Origin of the sequence: uncultured Rhodoblastus sp. (assembly GCF_903903185.1) — a bacterium.
Taxonomy (GTDB): Bacteria; Pseudomonadota; Alphaproteobacteria; order Rhizobiales; family Beijerinckiaceae; genus Rhodoblastus.
On sequence record NZ_CAIUXT010000121.1, the window covers coordinates 1 to 18,756 of the forward strand.

At 64.1% G+C, this 18,756-nt stretch carries 15 protein-coding genes and 1 tRNA gene; 7 read left to right on the forward strand and 9 right to left on the reverse strand.

All coding sequences use genetic code 11. The features are described 5' to 3' along the window. Nucleotides 1-315 precede the first annotated feature (315 nt). From QZY01_RS11165 to QZY01_RS11180, 4 genes are all read left to right on the forward strand, one after another. Nucleotides 316-1,446, forward strand: a complete 1,131-nt coding sequence (locus tag QZY01_RS11165) for a type III PLP-dependent enzyme (RefSeq protein ID WP_294537081.1) — start codon at nucleotides 316-318, stop codon at nucleotides 1,444-1,446. Between the two features lie 120 nt (nucleotides 1,447-1,566). Further along, on the forward strand, nucleotides 1,567-2,130 hold the full coding sequence (locus tag QZY01_RS11170; protein ID WP_294537084.1) for an N-acetyltransferase: 564 nt from the start codon (nucleotides 1,567-1,569) through the stop codon (nucleotides 2,128-2,130). A 134-nt stretch (nucleotides 2,131-2,264) separates the two neighbouring features. Next, nucleotides 2,265-3,698, forward strand: a complete 1,434-nt coding sequence (locus QZY01_RS11175) for a homospermidine synthase (protein WP_294537086.1) — start codon at nucleotides 2,265-2,267, stop codon at nucleotides 3,696-3,698. Nucleotides 3,699-4,004: 306 nt separating this feature from the next. Further along, nucleotides 4,005-5,243 (forward strand): cell wall hydrolase, encoded by a 1,239-nt coding sequence (locus tag QZY01_RS11180; RefSeq protein WP_294537088.1) that lies wholly within the window; start codon nucleotides 4,005-4,007, stop codon nucleotides 5,241-5,243. A gap of 29 nt (nucleotides 5,244-5,272) precedes the next feature. Here QZY01_RS11180 and QZY01_RS11185 read toward each other — a convergent pair whose 3' ends face one another. The 3 genes from QZY01_RS11185 to QZY01_RS11195 all read right to left on the reverse strand — a co-directional run bounded on the left by QZY01_RS11185 (nucleotide 5,273) and on the right by QZY01_RS11195 (nucleotide 7,482). Continuing rightward, the gene (locus tag QZY01_RS11185; RefSeq protein ID WP_294537090.1) at nucleotides 5,273-6,160 is read right to left on the reverse strand and encodes a L,D-transpeptidase; all 888 of its coding nucleotides are present in this window, start codon (nucleotides 6,158-6,160) and stop codon (nucleotides 5,273-5,275) included. A 117-nt stretch (nucleotides 6,161-6,277) separates the two neighbouring features. Further along, nucleotides 6,278-7,132 carry a lytic transglycosylase domain-containing protein gene (locus QZY01_RS11190; RefSeq protein WP_294537093.1) on the reverse strand — a complete coding sequence of 285 codons (855 nt, stop codon included), beginning with the start codon at nucleotides 7,130-7,132 and terminating at the stop codon, nucleotides 6,278-6,280. An 11-nt stretch (nucleotides 7,133-7,143) separates the two neighbouring features. Beyond that, a complete protein-coding gene (locus tag QZY01_RS11195) occupies nucleotides 7,144-7,482 on the reverse strand; it encodes a hypothetical protein (protein ID WP_294537095.1) in 339 nt (112 codons plus the stop codon). A 186-nt stretch (nucleotides 7,483-7,668) separates the two neighbouring features. Between QZY01_RS11195 and QZY01_RS11200 the strand changes: the two genes are divergently transcribed. The 3 genes from QZY01_RS11200 to QZY01_RS11210 all read left to right on the forward strand — a co-directional run bounded on the left by QZY01_RS11200 (nucleotide 7,669) and on the right by QZY01_RS11210 (nucleotide 8,874). Further along, nucleotides 7,669-8,109 carry an acyl-CoA thioesterase gene (locus tag QZY01_RS11200; RefSeq protein WP_294537097.1) on the forward strand — a complete coding sequence of 147 codons (441 nt, stop codon included), beginning with the start codon at nucleotides 7,669-7,671 and terminating at the stop codon, nucleotides 8,107-8,109. A 102-nt stretch (nucleotides 8,110-8,211) separates the two neighbouring features. Further along, nucleotides 8,212-8,287 (forward strand) — tRNA-Ile (locus QZY01_RS11205). Nucleotides 8,288-8,475: 188 nt separating this feature from the next. Beyond that, on the forward strand, nucleotides 8,476-8,874 hold the full coding sequence (locus QZY01_RS11210) for a hypothetical protein (protein ID WP_294537099.1): 399 nt from the start codon (nucleotides 8,476-8,478) through the stop codon (nucleotides 8,872-8,874). Between the two features lie 27 nt (nucleotides 8,875-8,901). Here the strand turns inward: QZY01_RS11210 and QZY01_RS11215 are convergent, their stop codons facing one another. The 6 genes from QZY01_RS11215 to QZY01_RS11240 form a co-directional block, all read right to left on the reverse strand. Next, nucleotides 8,902-9,954 (reverse strand): NAD(P)-dependent alcohol dehydrogenase, encoded by a 1,053-nt coding sequence (locus QZY01_RS11215; RefSeq protein ID WP_294537102.1) that lies wholly within the window; start codon nucleotides 9,952-9,954, stop codon nucleotides 8,902-8,904. A 120-nt stretch (nucleotides 9,955-10,074) separates the two neighbouring features. Then, the gene (locus QZY01_RS11220; protein WP_294537103.1) at nucleotides 10,075-12,459 is read right to left on the reverse strand and encodes a glycosyltransferase; all 2,385 of its coding nucleotides are present in this window, start codon (nucleotides 12,457-12,459) and stop codon (nucleotides 10,075-10,077) included. After that, the gene (locus tag QZY01_RS11225) at nucleotides 12,456-15,083 is read right to left on the reverse strand and encodes a glycosyltransferase (RefSeq protein ID WP_294537105.1); all 2,628 of its coding nucleotides are present in this window, start codon (nucleotides 15,081-15,083) and stop codon (nucleotides 12,456-12,458) included. Before QZY01_RS11225 ends, QZY01_RS11220 begins: the two co-directional genes overlap by 4 nt. 74 nt (nucleotides 15,084-15,157) lie before the next feature. Then, nucleotides 15,158-15,832: a methyltransferase domain-containing protein gene (locus QZY01_RS11230; RefSeq protein ID WP_294537107.1), complete on the reverse strand. Its 675-nt coding sequence runs from the start codon at nucleotides 15,830-15,832 to the stop codon at nucleotides 15,158-15,160. 77 nt (nucleotides 15,833-15,909) lie between these two features. Next, nucleotides 15,910-17,166 carry a glycosyltransferase gene (locus QZY01_RS11235; RefSeq protein ID WP_294537109.1) on the reverse strand — a complete coding sequence of 419 codons (1,257 nt, stop codon included), beginning with the start codon at nucleotides 17,164-17,166 and terminating at the stop codon, nucleotides 15,910-15,912. A gap of 75 nt (nucleotides 17,167-17,241) precedes the next feature. Further along, a complete protein-coding gene (locus tag QZY01_RS11240) occupies nucleotides 17,242-18,315 on the reverse strand; it encodes a rhamnan synthesis F family protein (RefSeq protein ID WP_294537111.1) in 1,074 nt (357 codons plus the stop codon). Nucleotides 18,316-18,756: the final 441 nt, after the last annotated feature.

Below are 18,756 nucleotides of genomic sequence, written 5' to 3' on the forward strand. Positions count from 1 at the left end.
GTCTCTGTCGACCCTCCAAAGGTCGGCTTACCGAAGAGGCTTGTCTTTCTTGCCGGGCGTGCGGATCGGGACCCCCCTTTCCAATCGAAGGCCGCTTCAAACCTTGGATGGCTCGCGCCTTCCGGGTTGAACGCGTCCACGGCGCAGCACCCGATCGCTCGGATGCGCAGATTTTCTGCGCGGCTGAACGATCCCGGATGGCGTTTTCCTGCCGCACGTCGCGTCTCCAACGCGCGAATGCGGCCGGCTGACGCCACTCCTCCGAAGCCCATTGTCATGGCGCGCCACGGCGCGCCCTTCGTCAGGGATGCCGCGATGACCAACCGTATTCTCGAATTCCTGCGCAACCGGCGTGAGGACGGTCCCTGCATGGTGCTGGACCTCGACGTCGTGCGCGCCAATTACGCGTCTTTCGCCCGGGCTCTGCCCGATACGCGCGTGTTTTATGCCGTCAAGGCCAATCCGGCGCCGGAAGTCCTGGCGCTGCTCGCCCGGCTCGGCTCCTGTTTCGACTGCGCTTCTGTGGTCGAGATCGAACAGGCGCTCGCCGCAGGCGCCTCGCCCGACCGCATTTCCTTCGGCAACACCATCAAGAAGGAACGCGACATTCTGCGCGCCTTCGAACTCGGCGTGCGCCTCTATGCCGTCGATTGCGAAGCCGAGGTCGAAAAGGTCGCGCGCGCCGCGCCCGGCGCCAAAGTATTCTGCCGGATGTTGTGCGACGGCGCCGGCGCCGAATGGCCGTTGTCGCGCAAGTTCGGCTGCGCGCCGGCCATGGCGCCTCGCGTGCTCGAACTGGCCCATCGGCTGGGGCTCGAGGCGCATGGCCTGTCCTTTCACGTCGGCTCGCAGCAGCGCAATCCACGCATGTGGAATCTGGCGCTCAAATCGGCGGCGGGCGTGTTCAAGGAACTGGCCGAGCGCGGCATTTCGTTGCAGATGGTCAATCTCGGCGGCGGATTCCCGACGCAATATCTCAAGCGCGTCTCGGCGGTGCGAACCTATGGCGACGCGATCTTCCGGGCCTTGCGGCGCCATTTCGGCAACCGCATTCCCGAAACCATCGTCGAACCGGGCCGCGGCATGGTCGGCAATGCCGGCGTGATCGAGGCGGAAGTCGTGCTGATTTCGAAAAAATCCGACGATGACCAGGTGAAATGGGTCTATCTCGACATCGGCAAGTTCAACGGACTGGCCGAGACCATGGACGAGATGATTCGTTATCCGATCCGCACGGATTTCGATTCGGACCCGCGCGAGCCTTGCGTCCTCGCCGGCCCGACCTGCGACTCCGTTGATGTGCTCTATGAAAAGGAGCCGTACTGGCTGCCCGTCAGTCTCGAAATCGGCGCGAAAGTGCTGATCGAGGGGACCGGCGCCTATACGACGACCTATTCCGCCGTTGGGTTTAACGGGTTCCCGCCCTTGAAGTCCTACGTGATCTGAGTCGCGCGTCCTAAAGCTTCGTTCCGACGCCAAGCGCCGCCCCGCAACGGGCGGCGGCCTCCTCAACCCGCCCGTTGGCTCAAGCCGGCGGCGGATTCTTCCGGTCCCGTGGAGGTCCGCATGATTCAATTCCCCCAGACCGACCCCTGCTTCGGCGCAACCGTCCTGCGTCAGGAGACACCGCAGAATTTTTCCCAGCGCGAGGCTTTGCTCGACCTGTCGTTCGGTCCGCAGCGCCGGCGCAAAACCTGCGAACGGCTGCGCGAAAACCGCCTGCCGGCGCCGGGTCTCGCTTTCGCGGCCGAGGAAAATGGCGCGCTGGTCGCGACCCTGCGTTTCTGGTCGGTCGCCGCCGGCGATCGCCCTGACGCCCTGCTGCTCGGCCCGATCGCCGTGGACCCCGCCTTGCGCTCGCGCGGACTCGGCGGCCGGATGATCCTCCACGGGCTGCATCGGGCGCGCGAACTCGGCCACAGCGCCGTGCTACTGGTCGGCGACGCGGCTTATTACCAGCGTTTCGGCTTTTCGCGCGACGGCGCCCTGAACCTCGACCTGCCGGGCCCGGTCGATCTGGCGCGTTTTCTGGCGCTGGAACTGTCGCCCGGCGCGCTTGACGGGGCGCGGGGACTTTTGCGCGCGACCGGGCGCTGCGCCCCGGAGGCGCAGCGCCTGCGGGCCGCATAAACGCTTTGTCGTCAAGCTGTCACAGAGCCCGTCACAATGAGGAGGCGAATCCGGGGCGGCGCGGCTTGACCCCGGCGTTTCGCTTTGCGACTAGAACCGTGAAAACTGCGTTTATTCCAGATCAGGATGACAACATGACAGATTGGCCCGTCCATGGCCGCATTTCCGGCCCGATCGTGGTGATCGGCTTTGGCTCGATCGGCAAGGGCGTGCTGCCGCTGATCGAACGCCATTTCGAATTCGACCGCCAGCGTCTGGTGGTGATCGACCCGACCGACGTCGACAAGGCGCTCGCCGAAGATCGCGGCTATCAATTCATCAAGACGGGCATCACCCGCGACAATTACCGCGCCTTGCTGACGCCTTTGCTGACGCGCGGCGGCGGACAGGGCTTTTGCGTCAACCTGTCGGTGGACACGTCGTCGCTGGCGATTCTCGAACTGTGCCGCGAGATCGGCGCGCTCTACATCGACACGGTGGTCGAGCCCTGGGCCGGGTTTTACTTCGACACTCATCTGGGACCCGAGGCGCGCTCCAACTATGCCTTGCGCGAGACCGTGCTGGCGTCGCGCCGCAAGTCGCCGGGCGGAACCACGGCGATTTCCTGCTGCGGCGCCAATCCGGGCATGGTGTCCTGGTTCGTCAAACAGGCGCTGGTCAATCTCGCCGCCGATCTCGGCGACGCGGCGCCGGAGCCGAACACCCGCGAGGAATGGGGCGCGCTGGCGCAGCGTCTCGGCATCAAGGGCATTCATATCGCCGAACGCGACACCCAGCGGGCGAAGGACCCCAAGCCGCGCGGCACCTTCGTCAACACCTGGTCGGTCGAAGGCTTTGTTTCCGAAGGCGTGCAGCCGGCGGAACTCGGCTGGGGCACGCACGAAAACTGGCTGCCGGACAATGGCCGCACCCATCATCACGGCTGCGGCGCGGCGGTCTATCTGTTGCAGCCGGGCGCCAACACCCGTGTGCGCAGCTGGGCGCCGACTCCGGGCGCACAATATGGCTTTCTCGTCACCCATAACGAATCGATCTCGATCGCCGACTACCTGACCGTGCGCAACGACCAGGGCGAGCCCATCTACCGCCCGACCTGCCATTACGCCTATCACCCCTCCGACGACGCGGTGCTGTCGCTGCATGAAATGTTCGGCGCCTCCGGCCAGGTGCAGAAGAAGCACCACATTCTCACCGAGCACGAGATCGTCGACGGCATTGACGAATTGGGCGTATTGCTGTTCGGCCACGCCAAAAACGCCTATTGGTACGGGTCGCAATTGTCGGTCGAGGAGACCAGAAAGCTCGCTCCTTACCAGAACGCCACGGGCCTGCAGGTGACCTCCGCCGTGCTCGCCGGAATGGTCTACGCGCTGGAAAACCCCGAGGCGGGCATTCTGGAGGCCGACGAACTCGACTACAAGCGCTGCCTCGAAATCCAGACGCCCTATCTCGGCCCGGTGGTCGGCGTCTATACCGACTGGACGCCATTAAAAAACCGCCCCGGCTTCTTCCCGGAAGACATCGACGAGAGCGATCCCTGGCAGTTCCGGAACATTCTGGTGCGGTAAGGCGGGCGTCGGTTCCACCGACTCACGCAGACAACAACGCCCCCTGCCTGCGGAGCCTTGCTTTGAGCGGGCGTCCCGAAGGGCAAGTCCGCGCCAAACTCCCTCTCCCCGTTTTACGGGGAGAGGGCTGCGGTGAGGGGGCGCACGCGACCGCCATCCGCACTATTTCTTGCCCCGTCCCAGATCGGGACGCGCGTTCCCTGCCCCTTGGTAACGCCCCGTCAAGCCTAACGAGCGATAAATATTCCGCTCCGCGCACAAGTGCGGCGGCCGGGATTGCCTTGTTGGTCGGGACGGGAAACGCGTATGTTGAAGGCGCGGCGTAAGGCGCATCTCACTTTGGCGCGTTATGCGTTGCGGCGTCTCGCCTGGGCGAGCGAAGCCGCAGCGCCCTGGTGTGTCGCCGCCGCGCTGCTGGTGTCCTTCACCGCCGAGGCCGGGCAGGAAGTCCCTTCCGGAGCCTCGATGGCGCCGCTGTCGGTCGCCGCCGCCGTCATGCCGCAACAACTCGCGCCGCCGGTGCGCTCATTGGCGACGCCGTTTGGCGAAAATTTCGGTCGCGGCCTGTTGCGCGAGGCGCGTCTCGCGATCGGGGCGCCCGAACAATTCGACGGCGAGCCCGACGAGATCGAGCCGCGCGCCGACCTCAAGAAAAACGCCAAAAACTTTCCGCAGATCGACCGCAGTCACAAGGGCGATCCGATCGTCGGCCTGCGCCCGACACTCGACGGGAGATGGCGCCAGAAGGGCGGACTGGCGAAAATTCAGGCCGAATTTCTGGCCTTCGGCCAGGATGAAAACGGCGTCGTCTCCAGTTTTGCGCCCGGCGCCGATCTGGTCGCGGGTTTCGAAGCCTGGCCAGTTGGCGAAAGCCCGGCAGCCCAGCCGAGCCGGGCCGCGATTTCACCCAATCAGGGCGGCGGCGCCTTGACCATGCGCCCGGCCGCTCTGGCCGAGCGCCTCGCGCAGGGCGCGACGCCCGCCACGCCGCGCGCCGCGGCGCTCGGCTCCTCGACGCCCGTCGCCGGCGATCAGATTCCTGTCGAGGCTTTCGCTTCGCTCATCGCGCCGCCGCCCGCCCGGCCCGCGGCGACAGGAGACAGGGGCCGCTATCTGGCGCTGATTGCGCCACAGCAATTGGAGGCGGAGAAACAGTGCCTTGCCCAGGCGATCTATTTCGAGGCGCGCAGCGAACCGGAACAAGGACAGGCCGCCGTCGCGCAAGTTATCCTCAACCGCATGACCTCCGGCCTGTATCCTACGACCATTTGCGGCGTGGTGTACCAGAACCGCCGCCATTATCGCGGCTGCCAGTTCTCCTTCGCTTGCGAGGGCAAGTCATTGCGGGTGCGCGAAGGCGACTCCTGGGCGCAGGCGACGCGCATCGCCGACGACGTGCTCGGCGGCAAAACCTGGCTGGCCGATGTCGGCGACTCCACCCATTATCACGCCGATTACGTGAAGCCGCGCTGGGCGCGGGCGCTCAAGAAAATGGATGTGATCGGCAAACACGTCTTCTATCGCCTGAAACCCGGCCAGAGCTGATTTCAGGCGACAGCAACCAAAGCGTCCCGTCACATCACGACGACGCGGGCGCCCTTGGAGACGCGGCCGTAAAGATCGATCACGTCGGCGTTATGCATCCGGATGCAGCCCGAGGACGCGGCATGGCCGATCGAACTGGGCTCGTTGGTGCCGTGGATGCGAAACAAGGTGTCGGTGTTGCCCTGAAACAGATAGAGCGCGCGGGCGCCGAGCGGATTGGACAGGCTGCCGTCCATATGTTCCGGCAATTCGGGACGGCGCTCGATCATTTCGGGCGGCGGCGTCCAGCCGGGCCAGTAGGACTTGCGGCCGACGCTGGCGACGCCCTTCCAGGCGAAACCGGACTTGCCGACGGCGATGCCATATTCGACCGCCTGGCCGCCGCCGAGCGAAAGGTACAATTTGCGCAATTTGGTGTTGATGGTCAGCGTTCCCGACGGTTCGCCAGTCGGATCGGGAACGAGCCGCTGGGTGGCCTGTTTGTAATTGACCGCGCCGTCGAGATCGACCGGCGTCGAATAATTCGGATCGGCGTCGGCGGGAATGGACGCGTAATTTGCGCCCCCGCCCCGGCGAACGACGCCGCCGTCGGACGGGTGAAGCGAAGTCCGGGTGGTGAGATTGAAATCGTCGTCGTCGTCCTGATGGACAGGTTTGGCGCGCAACGGCTTTTGCGGGGCCATCAGCGCCTGGGTTTCGGCCTGCGGCTGGACCATGCTTTGCCCCTGCGGCGAGGTTCTCGTCGCGGTCTGCGGCCTAGGCTTGACGTTCTTGTCCTTTTGCGGCGCGGGCTGCTCCCAGGGCCAGAACTGCGCGCTGGCCTGCGGCGCGGCGCCGATCAGCAGCAGGCCGGCCAGCAGGGCCGGACGGAATTTTCTCAAAGACGCCGGGGACGGCGCCGAAAAACACGAGGACATGGCGATACGGGCCTTTTTTGCTCTAGTCGTTCTGAAAATAACCCGCAAAAAAGCGGCATTACGTCTTTTTGCGAACAACCCATCCATTTGTAAAGTGCGAACGTGCAACAGGTCCGATCAAGTTTTCAGGACCGCGCAGGCGCCCCCGCCCTGTTCGATCTTCCGGCACAGGGCGTCCGCCGCCGCGCGACTTGGCGCCGGCACCCGCACATGCCAGAATCGCGCAAACCCCCGGCCCGGCGCCCTCTTGCCGATCACCATCGGCTCGACATCGCCGATGAGGCCGGCGAATTGCCGCCGCGTCCGGCCATAGGCGGCGAGCGCCGCGCCTTTTCTGAAGGCGCCGGCGAGCTGCACGCCCCAGGGCGCGGTCAGGGTCGAGCCGGCGAACTGCAGCGGCTCGTGTTTGGCGATTCTTGCCGCTGTCTCCAGGCAATTCGCGCCCTTGTTCAATTCGGCCTCGCGCGCTGCGGCGCCGGCCCCGTCGCGCCAGTCCTCCACCGGCCGGCGGGTGACGATTTCGACATAATTCTGGGTTTCGAAAGGCAGGCCGCCGGTTCCGGCCAGCCAGTTGGCGACCCGCGTCGGCCCGCCATTATAGGCCGCCGCCGCGAGGCCGAGATTCCCGAAGCGCTGACGCAATTCGGCGAGAAATTCCGCCGCCTTGGGGATGGCCTGTTCGGGATCGAAAGGATTCTCCAGGCCGCGCTCGCTCGCCGTTCCCGGCATGAACTGGGCGATGCCCTGCGCTCCGGCGCCGCTCACCGCGCGGGGCCGAAAGGAGCTTTCCTGCCAGATCAGCCGGGTCAGGAAACCCGCCGGCAGGCCATGACCCGCCGCCGCCGCGTCGATCATCCGGCAAACGTCCTCGCGCAGGTTGCCGGCTTCTTGCGCGCGCGCCGCCGCGCAAAGCAGCAGGCCGGCGACGGCCAGCGCCAACACCGAAAAACACTGCGTACACCTGAATCGCAAGAGACGCCTGCCTATTCGTCATTCTCGGCGTTGAGGTTTTCGGGCGGGACAATGGTCGCGCCGACCGGCCGGCTTTCGACATCGGTCAAGAGGCGCGCGATCAACTGCGCAATTTCGCGTGCTTCAGGCTCGGCGAACAACCGCCATTGTGCGCGAAGCGCCGGATCGTTCTCGAAATCGACCGTGGCCACGACCCGACGGGCGCCGTCCTCGATGGCGAAACTATCCTCTTCGCGGCGAAGCGCCAGCGGCAGCGTGATCGGCAGCGTTTTCTGCGCGGTCTCCGGCTCGTCGCGCCGGACCCATTTGCGCCCGAATGTCGGACGGCCGAATTTATCGCGATGAGCCATGGTGTCGATCCTCGCGCCAGGGCGCTCCGTCTGATTCGCGCGTCAGATTTATGAAATAGTCCGCAACAAGTAGTCCCCCGGCGAGGCCGGCGCAAGGCGCAAGGCCATATCGCGTTTTTGCCGGTTGTCACGCTCGCCTTTTGCCGCCCTGCTGTTTAACGTGATCGGGATGGCGGAGGATCACCGATGAGCGAGCATGAACAGCCGGAAGCCCCGAGGGGACTGGCGACGGTTCGGGTCATCGCCATGCCCGCCGACACCAACGCCAATGGCGATATTTTCGGCGGCTGGGTGCTGTCGCAAATGGACATGGCCGGGGGCATCGCCGCCGTCGAACAGGCGCGCGGCCGCGTGGTGACGATCAAGGTCGATACGATGATCTTCATTCGCCCGGTGCGCATCGGCGACGTGCTGGCGGTCTATACGCAGGTGGAGTCGATCGGCCGAACCTCGATGAAAGTCCATATCGAAGCCTGGGCGACGCGCTTCATCACCCATGTGCAGGAGAAAGTCACCGACGCGACCTTCACCTTCGTCGCCATTGACGAACAGGGCCGCCCGCGCCCCATTCCGCGCCAAATTCCGGGCGAGGAAGCGGTTTCGGCCGGCGCGTTGCCAAGTTCGTGAAAATCGGGCTAATACGAATTTCGCATTCGCTCCTGACCTGACTCACAGGTTGTCGCCTTTGAGTCAGGTCTGAAACGCCGCGTCGCTGGTGCGAAACAGGTGGGGCCGGTAGCTCAATGGTTAGAGCCGGCCGCTCATAACGGTCTGGTTGCAGGTTCGAGTCCTGCCCGGCCCACCAGGACCTTTACCTTTTCAACCATCCGGGCGACAGCGCCCTTCCCTGCGTTAAGGTTAACAAGGACTTGTCGAAGACAAATCGCGCAAATGCGGCATAGTTAACAAAATGTGAAGTGCCGATGTCGAGTGAGCGCGATGAGAGTGAAAAGGGCCATAATCCCAATTTTGATGCTTTGTCTTGGCGCGACGATGGCCGGATGCCAGTCCACCAGCGAACCCAAACCCGCCGCTCTGTCCTCGGTCGCACCCTCGGCGAAGAAGACCGACGCGGCGCAGACCGCCGCCCTGCTGACCCAGGCCAATTTCGTCAAGAAACTCGCGGATACGCCCGCCCAAAAGGCGAATTTGCAGGCGCTGCCTCAGAACCAGCTGTTGATGCGGCAGGCGAATAATGGCGCCACCGTCTATGTTTACGCCGACGCCGCCGGTTGCCAGTGCGTGTTTGTCGGCGACCAGCCCGCCCACCAGCAATATCAGGCCTTGCGCGCGCAAAACAGCGCCGGCTACGACCAGGCCAGCGTTCTGCCCAACCCGGAAGTTCTGGACGATTGGGGCCTCCCAGCCCCGGGCGGAGCCGCCGCACGGTAAGGGAAAAGGCGGCCCGCCCGGCCGGGCTTACGCCGCCTTGAGCGACGCGATGTCGATGACGAAGCGGTAGCGCACGTCGTTCTTCAGCAGCCGCTCGTAGGCCTCGTTGATCTCGTCGATGCGGATCACCTCGATGTCGCTGACGATATTGTGCTCGCCGCAGAAATCGAGCATTTCCTGGGTCTCCGCCATGCCGCCGATCAGCGAGCCGGCGACGCTCTTGCGCCCGAAAATGAGATTGACGCCGAGCACCGGGTCGAGCGCCGTCAGCGCGCCGACCAGCACCATCGCGCCGTCGAGCTTCAACAGGGCGAGATAGGGGTTGATGTCATGGCCGACCGGAATGGTGTTGAGCAGGAAATCGAATTTTCCGCGCGCCTGTTTCATCGCCTCGGCGTCGCGCGAGACCAAAACTTCGTCGGCGCCGAGGCGCAGCGCATCCTGGCCCTTTTCCGGCGAGGTGGTGATCATGGTGACATGGGCGCCCATGGCGTGCGCGAATTTCACGCCCATATGGCCGAGGCCGCCGAGGCCGACGATTCCGACTTTCTGGCCTTTGCCGACTTTCCAGTGGCGCAGCGGCGAAAAAGTGGTGATGCCGGCGCACAGCAGCGGCGCCACCGCCTGGAGGTCGAGGTTTTCGGGGACTTTGACGACGAAACGCTGATCGACGACGATCTGCTCGGAATAGCCGCCGAACACCAGAGCTTTCGAACCGCGCTCCCGCGAATTATAGGTTCCGGTAAAGCCCTCGCAGCAGAATTGCTCGAGATCGGCTTCGCAAGGATCGCAGCGGCGGCAGGAATCGACCATGCAGCCGACGCCGGCGAGATCGCCGGCTTTCAACTTGACCACATGTTCGCCGACCTTCACCACCCGGCCGACGATTTCATGGCCGGGAACCATCGGAAAAAGCGCGCCGCCCCAGTCGTCGCGCGCCTGATGCAGGTCGGAATGGCAGACGCCGCAATAGAGAATGTCGATCTGCACGTCATGCGGGCCGGGATCGCGCCGCTCGATCGAAAAAGGCGCCAGCGGCGCATCGGCCGCCGCGGCGGCATAGGCTTTGACTTTGAACATGGGGAACATCCGGTGAGGAACAGGGCGACAGACGCCAGTTAGGGGCGCGGCGCGGCTGAGGCAAGGGAGGCAAAACCCCAATTTTCGAAGGACGCCCTTGCAGGAAAGCCCGCGCTTGCCTCAAAATCCCGGTGGCAGGGCGCGTGGCGGCGGAACGCCCGGCTGGCGCGGCGCGCCCGGGCGCGGCGGAAAGGCGAGGCCGGCGAAAGGAACCGGGTCGAGCGACAAAAGCGGATTGTAGCAGGGATCGGCGAGCAGAACCTCGCCCCAGACCGCGCGCAGACGGCGCAGCTCTTCCTGCAGGCGTTCGGCGCCGTCGGGCGCAAGATTTTCGCGCCCGGCGTTGTCGGCGCGATGACGCAGTTTCGCGTGGGGCGTGACAACGAGGCGCAGGCCGCGCGCCCGCAGTTTGAGGCTGAAATCGACATCGTGGCAATGAACCGGAAAATGCCGGCCGTCGAGCCCGCCGACCTCGCGGAAAAGCCGCCGCTCGATCATCAGACAGGCGGTCGAGAGGGCGCTGACCTCATGGGCGACGCGCAAAAGGTCGCCATAGCCGGGGTCGCCGTCGAATCGGTCGGTGAAGGCGGGGGCGGCGGCGCAACCGGGACCGAGGACGAGGCCGCCATTTCGCACCACGCCGTTCGGCCACAACAGCGTCGCGCCGACGGCGCCGACATCGGGCTCAACGAGGCGTCCGAGCATTTCCTCCAGCCAGAAGGGGCCAAGCGCCTCGACCCCATTTTCGAGCAACAGCAGGAATTCATGCGAGGCGATCGCCGCGCCCTTGTTGACGATGCCGGCGAAATCGAATGGCCCGCCAATGGGTGCGACGCGCGCGCCGTGGCGCGCGGCTTCGGCGAAACAGGTCAGCGTCGCGGCGTCGGAGGATTGATTGTCGAGCACGAGGATTTCGTGACGCGCGATATCGACCGTGCCGAACAGCGATTCGAGACAGGGTTCGAGAAGATCGACGCGGTCGCGGGCCGGAATCAGGATCGAAACCTTTTCCAATGGGCCGGCCCGCCGGACATGCACGGCAGGAAAAAGCGCGCCGAAACCCGGCTCGATTTGCGCCGCCAGGCCTCTGGCTTTGAAATGCGCCGCATTGGCCCGCGCCAGCGTGCGCGCGCCTTCTGCGACGTTGCCGCGCGGCAGACGCGCCAGAAAGCCCGGCGCATGGACGGGCGCCCCGGCGAGCGGAAAGCCCATCGTGCGCGCAGAATCCTGGGAAAAATTGAACAGGCGGTAGAGACTATCGGCGCCGCTTAACGCCGCCGCCCGCGCAATGGCGCTTCGCAAGGCGAAAATCTGCGCCGCAAACCCCTGTTCCAGCATGCGTTCGTAATCGAAGGCCGGCAGCGCCACCGGCCATTCGCCGCCATCCGCCGCCGAAATCGTGAAATCGCAATAGGCGGCGGGCGCGTCGGGAAAAAGCGTCAGCGCCCGATGCAGCAACGCCAGCGCCGGGGGGTAAAGAACCGCGCCCGAGCGCGCAAAAACCAGCGTCGCGCAATCGGCGGCGTCGCCATCGAGAAATTCCCGCAGCGTCGCATTGGCGAAGGCGGCCTCGCCTTCGCCGCCATTGAGCGTCGCCGCGACCCAGTCGCACCCTTCTTGCGTTTCGAGGCTGGCGAGGCTCGCCGCGTTATCGAGGCCGCCGATCAGCGCCATGCCGATTTTTGGCGCGGGGTCCGGCTCGGGCGCCGGCGCGGCAGGCGAAAAGCGCTCCCGCCATGGCGCGAAATCGGAAAAAGGCAGGAACAGCGGAATCGCGCGCGCAAAACCTTCGCCGCGCCATTTCTCCGATTCGATCTCGCCGCGGCTCGCCACAAAACGCGCCAACTCGTCGGCGAAAGCGGCAAAAAAGCACGGGCTGCCCGGCAATTCGCGCCCGCTGTCGTCGAGCACCCGCATGAAATGGGCGCATCCGTCGGCGAAACGTTCGGGCAGGCGCAGTTCGAAGCCCGAAACCGCAACGGCTTCGCGCCCCTCGCCGACCGAGGTCCAAAGGTCGGCGGCGGTTTGCCCGACGATCTCGCCGTCGATGGTCGCGCAAATGCGTTTCGCGCCGTCTGCCGCCGGATCGAGCCAGCCGTCGAAACGCAGACCGCCGAGCCAGCGGACCGCGCCCGGGCGTCGCGCCGCGCCGCCCGACGCGGCGGCGGCCGGCGGCAGCGGCGGCGCGAGAACGATGTCGCTGTTGGCGAGGCGGATTTCAACGCGGCGCGCCGAATGCAGCGCGGCGGGATCGATGCAAAAAACGAAGCCGTGGCGGCCGTCGCCGAACGCCTCGCCCAAATCCTCGCGGGCCAGATCGGGCGCGAAAAGATCGGCGCGGGCGAGCGCCACGGGCGCCCCGTCGAGCAGCAGTTCGACGACAAATCGCCGTTCGGGATCGGCGGGATCGAGGACGTGTCCGCCAATCCGGCCCGGCGCCAGCAGCGACCATTTCAGACGCGGCCCCGCCGATTCCCCGCTGTTCCGCTTGCCGGACCCGGTCATGCCGGGTCCGATCCAACCGGCTTGAAGCCGCGCCCGCCTGGATCGAGCCAGGCGGCGATTCGGTCCACGGCTTTGGCGTCGCAAAAGCGCGGATCGAGCGCCAGATCGCCCTCGTCCAGCGGCAATCTGCCGAAACTCCAGTCGAAAAAGGCTTTAGGCAGGCCGAATTCCTGCGAAGCGGCGTCGAGCCGTCCAAAAAACCGCGTACGGTAAGGCGACATCAGGACGCTGACTTCATATTGGCGGATCAGGCGCGCATAGTCCTGCGTCCCGGCTTCGCCGGCGACGAAAACAGCGCCCGGGCTCATCACCGCGAGATCGTTGACGCAGGCGCCGAACACCACGATTCGCCGGGCGACGCCGCGTCGCGCCAAAGCCCGGCCGAGGCCTACGATCAACCGGTCGGCGAGCGCGCAAGGCGCCGGCGCGACGATCGCCAGCGCGCCTTCGCCGATGCGCCGGAGCGCGCCGTTTTTCGCGCCCCATGCCCCGCGCCCTTCCGTGCGCAAGGGCCCGCCAGACGCCGGGGAAACTTGCGCCTCGCCAAAAAGTCGCCGCGCGAAAACCTCGCTCATCCGGTCGAGCGGCCGGATCCCGCGCGCCCTCGAAAGCAGGGCGCGCCGGCCCTTGAGCCGACGCGCGCGCAGGTCATAGGCTTCGCCCGTCGCCGTCGCCGCCGCGCAGGCTCTGCAGGGGCCGGAGGCCGCCGGTTCGCGGCAGGGGTTTTCGGCGGGCAGGCGCGACAGAAACACCCAGTCGAAATCGCCAATAACGAGATCCACCGGCCGGCGGAGTCTGAAAACCGACTTGAGCAAGGATTTCGGCAGGGAAAGCGGGTCGAAAATCTCGATCCGCCGGCAATGCGCTGCGGCAAGCCAGGTCTGAAGGGATTCCAGCCCGCCGGCGTCGCGCAGCGAAAAGCTCAGCGATCGCGGGCCGCCGCCCTCGACGCCGCGCAAGATCACGCCGTTGTCGGTCGGCGACCATTGGCAGAGCAGCGGCGCGGCCTCGACGCCGGCGCGCGCTTGTTTTTGCGCCTCCTCGCGCGCCAGCAGGCCCGAGGTCCCCTCGACGCAGACCAACAGCGTCGCCTCGGTCGGGGGCGGCGCCAAAGCCTCGATGGCGGCGCGCGCCGGCCGCAGCGGATCGGTCTTCAGAAATGCCGCGCATTCGAGGGCATGGGCGGGAAAGCGCCGCTCCAGCGTGGCGAGATTGCGCATCACCAGCCGCCTTTTATCGCCCCCGAACGAGCGGGCGCCGGCATGGCCGACATAGACGCCGACGGCGCAGACGTTGCGAAAGCCGTGTTCGCGCGCCCGCAGGCAGAATTCGACGTCCTCATAATAGCCGCGCGCGTAAATCTCCGGCAGCGGCCCGACGGCATCGAGACAGGCGCGGGTGACGTAGAGGCAGAAGCCGACGCCATTGGGCAGATCGACCGTCTTAAAGCCGTTGGCGCGCCACGCCAGATCGTCGAGCCGCGCCACGGCTTGCGGCGCGCCCAGCGGATTGGCGACGTTGGGCGCTGGAAAACTGGTGAATTCGCCATTATTCGACAAGGGCGTGACCGTGCCGATGTCGGTTCCCGAGCGGGCGATGGCGGTGAGGCGGTCGAGGCAGGAAGGGGACGGCAGGGCGTCGGCGTTGAGCAGCAGCACATCGCCTTGCGGGCACAGCGCCAGCGCCTTGTTGATCGAAGCGGCGAAGCCGAGATTTTGCTCGTTGCGGATCAGTTCGAACGCCCCCGTCGCCGCATGGGCGTCGAGCCATTCGCCCAGGCGCGGATTGGGACTGGCGTCGTCGATCACGATTTTCCGCGTCTGGATGAGGCTGCCCTCGGCGACCAGGGCTTCCAGACAGGCGCGGGTCGCCTCGAAATCCTCATAGACCGGAATCAGAACGCTCAGGGCGGGCGAACCGCCGGGCCCAAGGGACGGTTCTTGCGGCGGCGCTTGCCCGGTTTGCCGGGGCGAGCGGACTACAAAACTTTCCACCGCGATCCCGTCGAGCAGAAAGTCCAGCCGGCGCAGCGCGCCGTTTTCGTCCGGCGCGGCGATTTCGGCGCAGGACCACGGAGCGCTGGCGAGCCAATGATCCGGGTCCGGCGCCACGACAAAGTCGGGAGTCAACTGGATCATCGGCGCGGCGGCGCCATGGAGCCGCGCCGACAGACGCGCGCCGGCGCGCCAGGCGATCCAGCCCGAAACCGTGTCATCCCGCCGCGCGAGACGGAACAGGATTTGCGCGCCGTGCTCGAACAGCAAGGCGAGGGCTGCGCGCAGCAGGTCCCGGTCGGCCACCGCATCGGCGACAATGTCGCGCGCCGCGGCCCGCTGTTGTTCGGCCTTGCCCCAGCGCAGAGCGAATTTCTTGACCAGCGGGTCGGTCGGATCGATTTCGATCGCCCGCGTCAGGTCCTGGGCCGCATAGTCCTCGCAGCCGGCGCCGCGCGAGGCCTCGAAGCGCAGCAGATAGTCGCGGGCGTCGGGTTTGAGCAATCGGCAGCGGCGGTCTGCATAGCGGAAGGCGGCGGCGTAATCGCCCTGGTCGAGCTTTCGCGCCGCGAGCAGGGCCAGGGCCTCGCTATGGCGCCTGGGGTCGAAAAACAGGCTGTCGCCGTTCAACTCTCTCGCTTCCAAAACGCTGGAGCATATCCCGCAAAAGTGGACGCCGATTTTGCGAAAAGGATATGCGTTTTCTAGATCTGCGCCAAGGGCGCCGAGGAGGAATTCGCTTGGGCCGCCGCATCGTCGAACAGGCCGGCGAGATAGGAATGCTCGAACATCGTTGCGATCGTCGCCAGCGACGCCTGGGGTCCCACCAGCGCCGCCCAGAGGTCGAAACTGCCGCCCTCCATCACCCGGACCTCGGAAAAACCGGCGGCAAAGGCGACACGGGCGAGGCGCGGAGCGGTAAATCCGGTGTGATGGGCCATGTGAATCTGGCCGTCGGCGATGGACTGGGAATGACCAAAGATCATGTCGATCGGACGAATCGGACCTGCCGGCGATTGGTAGGCGATCTCCTCCGCCCCGGCTTGAAGCAATTGCCGGGCGATGGCGGCCAGGTCGGGACAGGTTATCAGCGCGAATCCCTCCGGACGCAGCACCCGCCGGAATTCCCGCAGCGCCGGGATCACTTCATGGGCGTGCAGATGTTCGATGGCGTGCGACGAATAAAGCGCGTCGAACTGCGCGTCCTCGACCAGGCCGCGCATGTCGGCGAAGGAGCCGATAATGTCGGGTTGCGCGCGCGGATCGAGATCGAGACGCACCTCCGTCCACTCCGCCGTCGCGAAAGCGGCGGGCGGGCGCCCGAAATGAGCTGGGCCTGAACCGGCGTTGAGGAGGCGCTTGCTGGTGCGTTCGTTCATGGGACGCCTTCGATCCTTCTCTCTTGTCTTGCGCCGGGCTCGCTCACGCGCCGGGGTTAACGCCGCGCGCAAAAACCTCAGGCCGTTCGCGCCTTGGGCGGCTCAGCCTCTTCCGTTCGGCGGTCATCGAGGCCGAGCCATTCGAGCGCCTGCGCGACGCATTCCTTCTTGCCGTAACGCGTCAACGCAATAGCGCGGGCCGCCTCACGCATAGGCTCGAAACGCTGAGGATCTGCCAGAACCGCGACAACTTTCGCCGCCAGCGCCTCCGGATCGAAAAAAGGCGTCAGCAGGCCGCTGACCTCATCGCCGACCGCTTCACGCACCGGCGCCGTGTCGGAAGCCACGATGACGCAGCCGATCGCCATGGCCTCGACCAGCGACCAGGACAATACGAATGGAAAGGTCAGATAGACATGGACCCGCGAGACCTGGAGCAGCCGGACATAATCGTCATAGGGGAGTTGCGGCGCGAAATGTACGCGCGACAGATCGATTTTTGAAGCGACTTCGTCCAGATAGATCGACTTCCAGCTCGAACCTTCGGGCGGCGAGGCGCCATAGGACACGCCGTCGCCGCCGACGATCACGACCTGCGCGCGCGGACTTTCCCGCAGGATTTTCGGCAGTGCGCGCATGAAAATGTGAAAACCGCGGACCGGTTCGAGGTTGCGGGCGACAAAAGTGACGATTTCCTGGCCCCGATGCAGCGCGGTCCCGTCCGGCAAGGTGAATGAAGCCATGTCGTCCGGCCGCAGGCGCAAGCCATCGACGCCCTCGTGAATGACGTGAATCTTGTCGCGGAATTCCACCGGATAGGTCATTTTCTGCCAATGCGTCGGCGACAGGCCCATGTCGGCTTCGGCAAGCGACAACAGCGTGCTGGCGTTCTTGCAGTGCAGGGTCACGAGACCGTCGATCCCCAGTTGCGGCCCTTCCGGGTCGAAATTCACGTCCTGCCCTTCGGGCCGGTAATAAAATTCGCAATAGATGGCGATGCGGGCCTTCGGGAACGCGGAGCGCAGCGGCAAGGTCTCGCCCCAGCCGCAATGGCCGATCACGAGCTCGGGCTCGAACCCCGACGCGCGCAATTCGCTGAGCATATAGAGCACCTCTGTGGCGCGATGGCATTCGACATCGAACCGCCGCGCGAAGGGATGGGTCTGGGCGACATTGAAGGACGGCATGCGATAGCGCCGCAGATCGACGTCGGGCAGAGCCTGCGCGCCCTCCGCGCCGATCGCCGCGACCCGATGCCCCGGATTTTTCGCCAGTTCCACCGCGAGATTGCGGAATTGGGCCGGAAAATTGTTATGGACGAACAGAATATTCATTTTCGCTTTTCGCTCGAATCATATGAAGCCTTGACCCCCTGTTATTCCTCATACTCATCTATAACGTCATTCTGGTTACCTATTTTTCTTAAGACGCTCGTAGCTGAAGTGACACAAGTGATCTATCAATATCTCTACTGAACAAGGACTGGCCTCGTCGATCAAGGATCTCCAATTTGCGCCGATCGTCATATTGCACGGATTGCTTGCAATAAGATCCTTCTTTAAGAACGGAAAATCAAAAATCCTGACCAATGGCTCCGCAAGATGGTGAGTTGGATTTAGACCCGATTTACGAACAAATCTTTGGATCGCTAACTTCGTATTTTCGCTGATTTCTTCATCGTCACTGAGCGGAAACCCTAAAGAGAGCGCTAGCTCTCGATAGTATCTTGGAACTACCGAAGCGGCGTATACGATTAGGTCGAGGCCGTAAAGCGAATAAACGGGCACACCTTTACTTGCAATCGATTGCGTAAGTTGCAATTCTCCGTACCAAATCACTTTATCTTTTTGAGTGAAGATCGTGACTTTTTGCATAAATTTGCCCACGGCCTCAACCGCTTCGCGGCCGCGAGCCAAGAGAAAGTAGCTTTGCAGATGCGAAACGTAGTCGCGGCTATTCGTTAGGCCCCAAAGCCCCTCCCGACGCCTCATAATTTCGAATAGCGGTTCAATTGGGCGGATGGGACCGAGAATAGAGTCGTTAACCAGCAGAAGCTCCTCGACATCGTCCAATTTTATAATATCACTCGCGAGCACATCGCGCCAGGCCCCAAAATCATGGCCAACGTTTCTTCGGACACATACAGTCCTGCAAATTGAGCACATACGAATTAACTCGGAGTGCAGAATTTCTCTGGAAACGGATACAAAAACAATTTCAAAACCGAGCGATGCATAAGTTTCAACTTGCTTTTTAACCATTTTACTTATAAATCGCGACGATGAATAATGAACATATATCGCAATATTTTTTCCGCTTCCTTTTTTTCCTTCATAAACCTTTTGAATTCTATTAAAAAACAAAGACCTGACCGCTTCGCGCAAATCCCGAATGTAATCCTTGCGCGTCGTTTTCGGTTTATCTGGTCGCCAGCGCGCTGTCGGATATAGTCGTTCCGGCTCCGGAAACAGCTTGCCGCTCATTTTTCACTCCCAGCTTTTCCTCAACGGCCATACGTCCACACCTACAAATAAGCCTTATGTCACAGGACATATTGTAGATGAAGCCCACCGTCCAGTGCGAAATCATAGTTTGCGCACGCCGATGCCTGAAGTGGACCCCGGATTTGGGACCAATGGTTAAGGTGTATGGCGTCCTGCTGTGTCGCAACCGATGGAGCAAGAGATGACGAAGTCACGCAAGAAGTTTGATGCGGCGTTGAAGGCGAAGATAGCGCTGGAGGCGCTGCGCGAGGACGCGACGGTTCCCGAGTTGGCGAAGGTAGGAATCTCTCGTGACCTGCAAATCTTACGACATTCCCAAGACCTTGGTCTGGGAAGCTTGGCTGCGTGTGAAAGCCAATCAGGGAGCCGCAGGGATCGACGCGGAGACGATTGAGCGGTTCGAGGAGAAGCTCGCCTCCA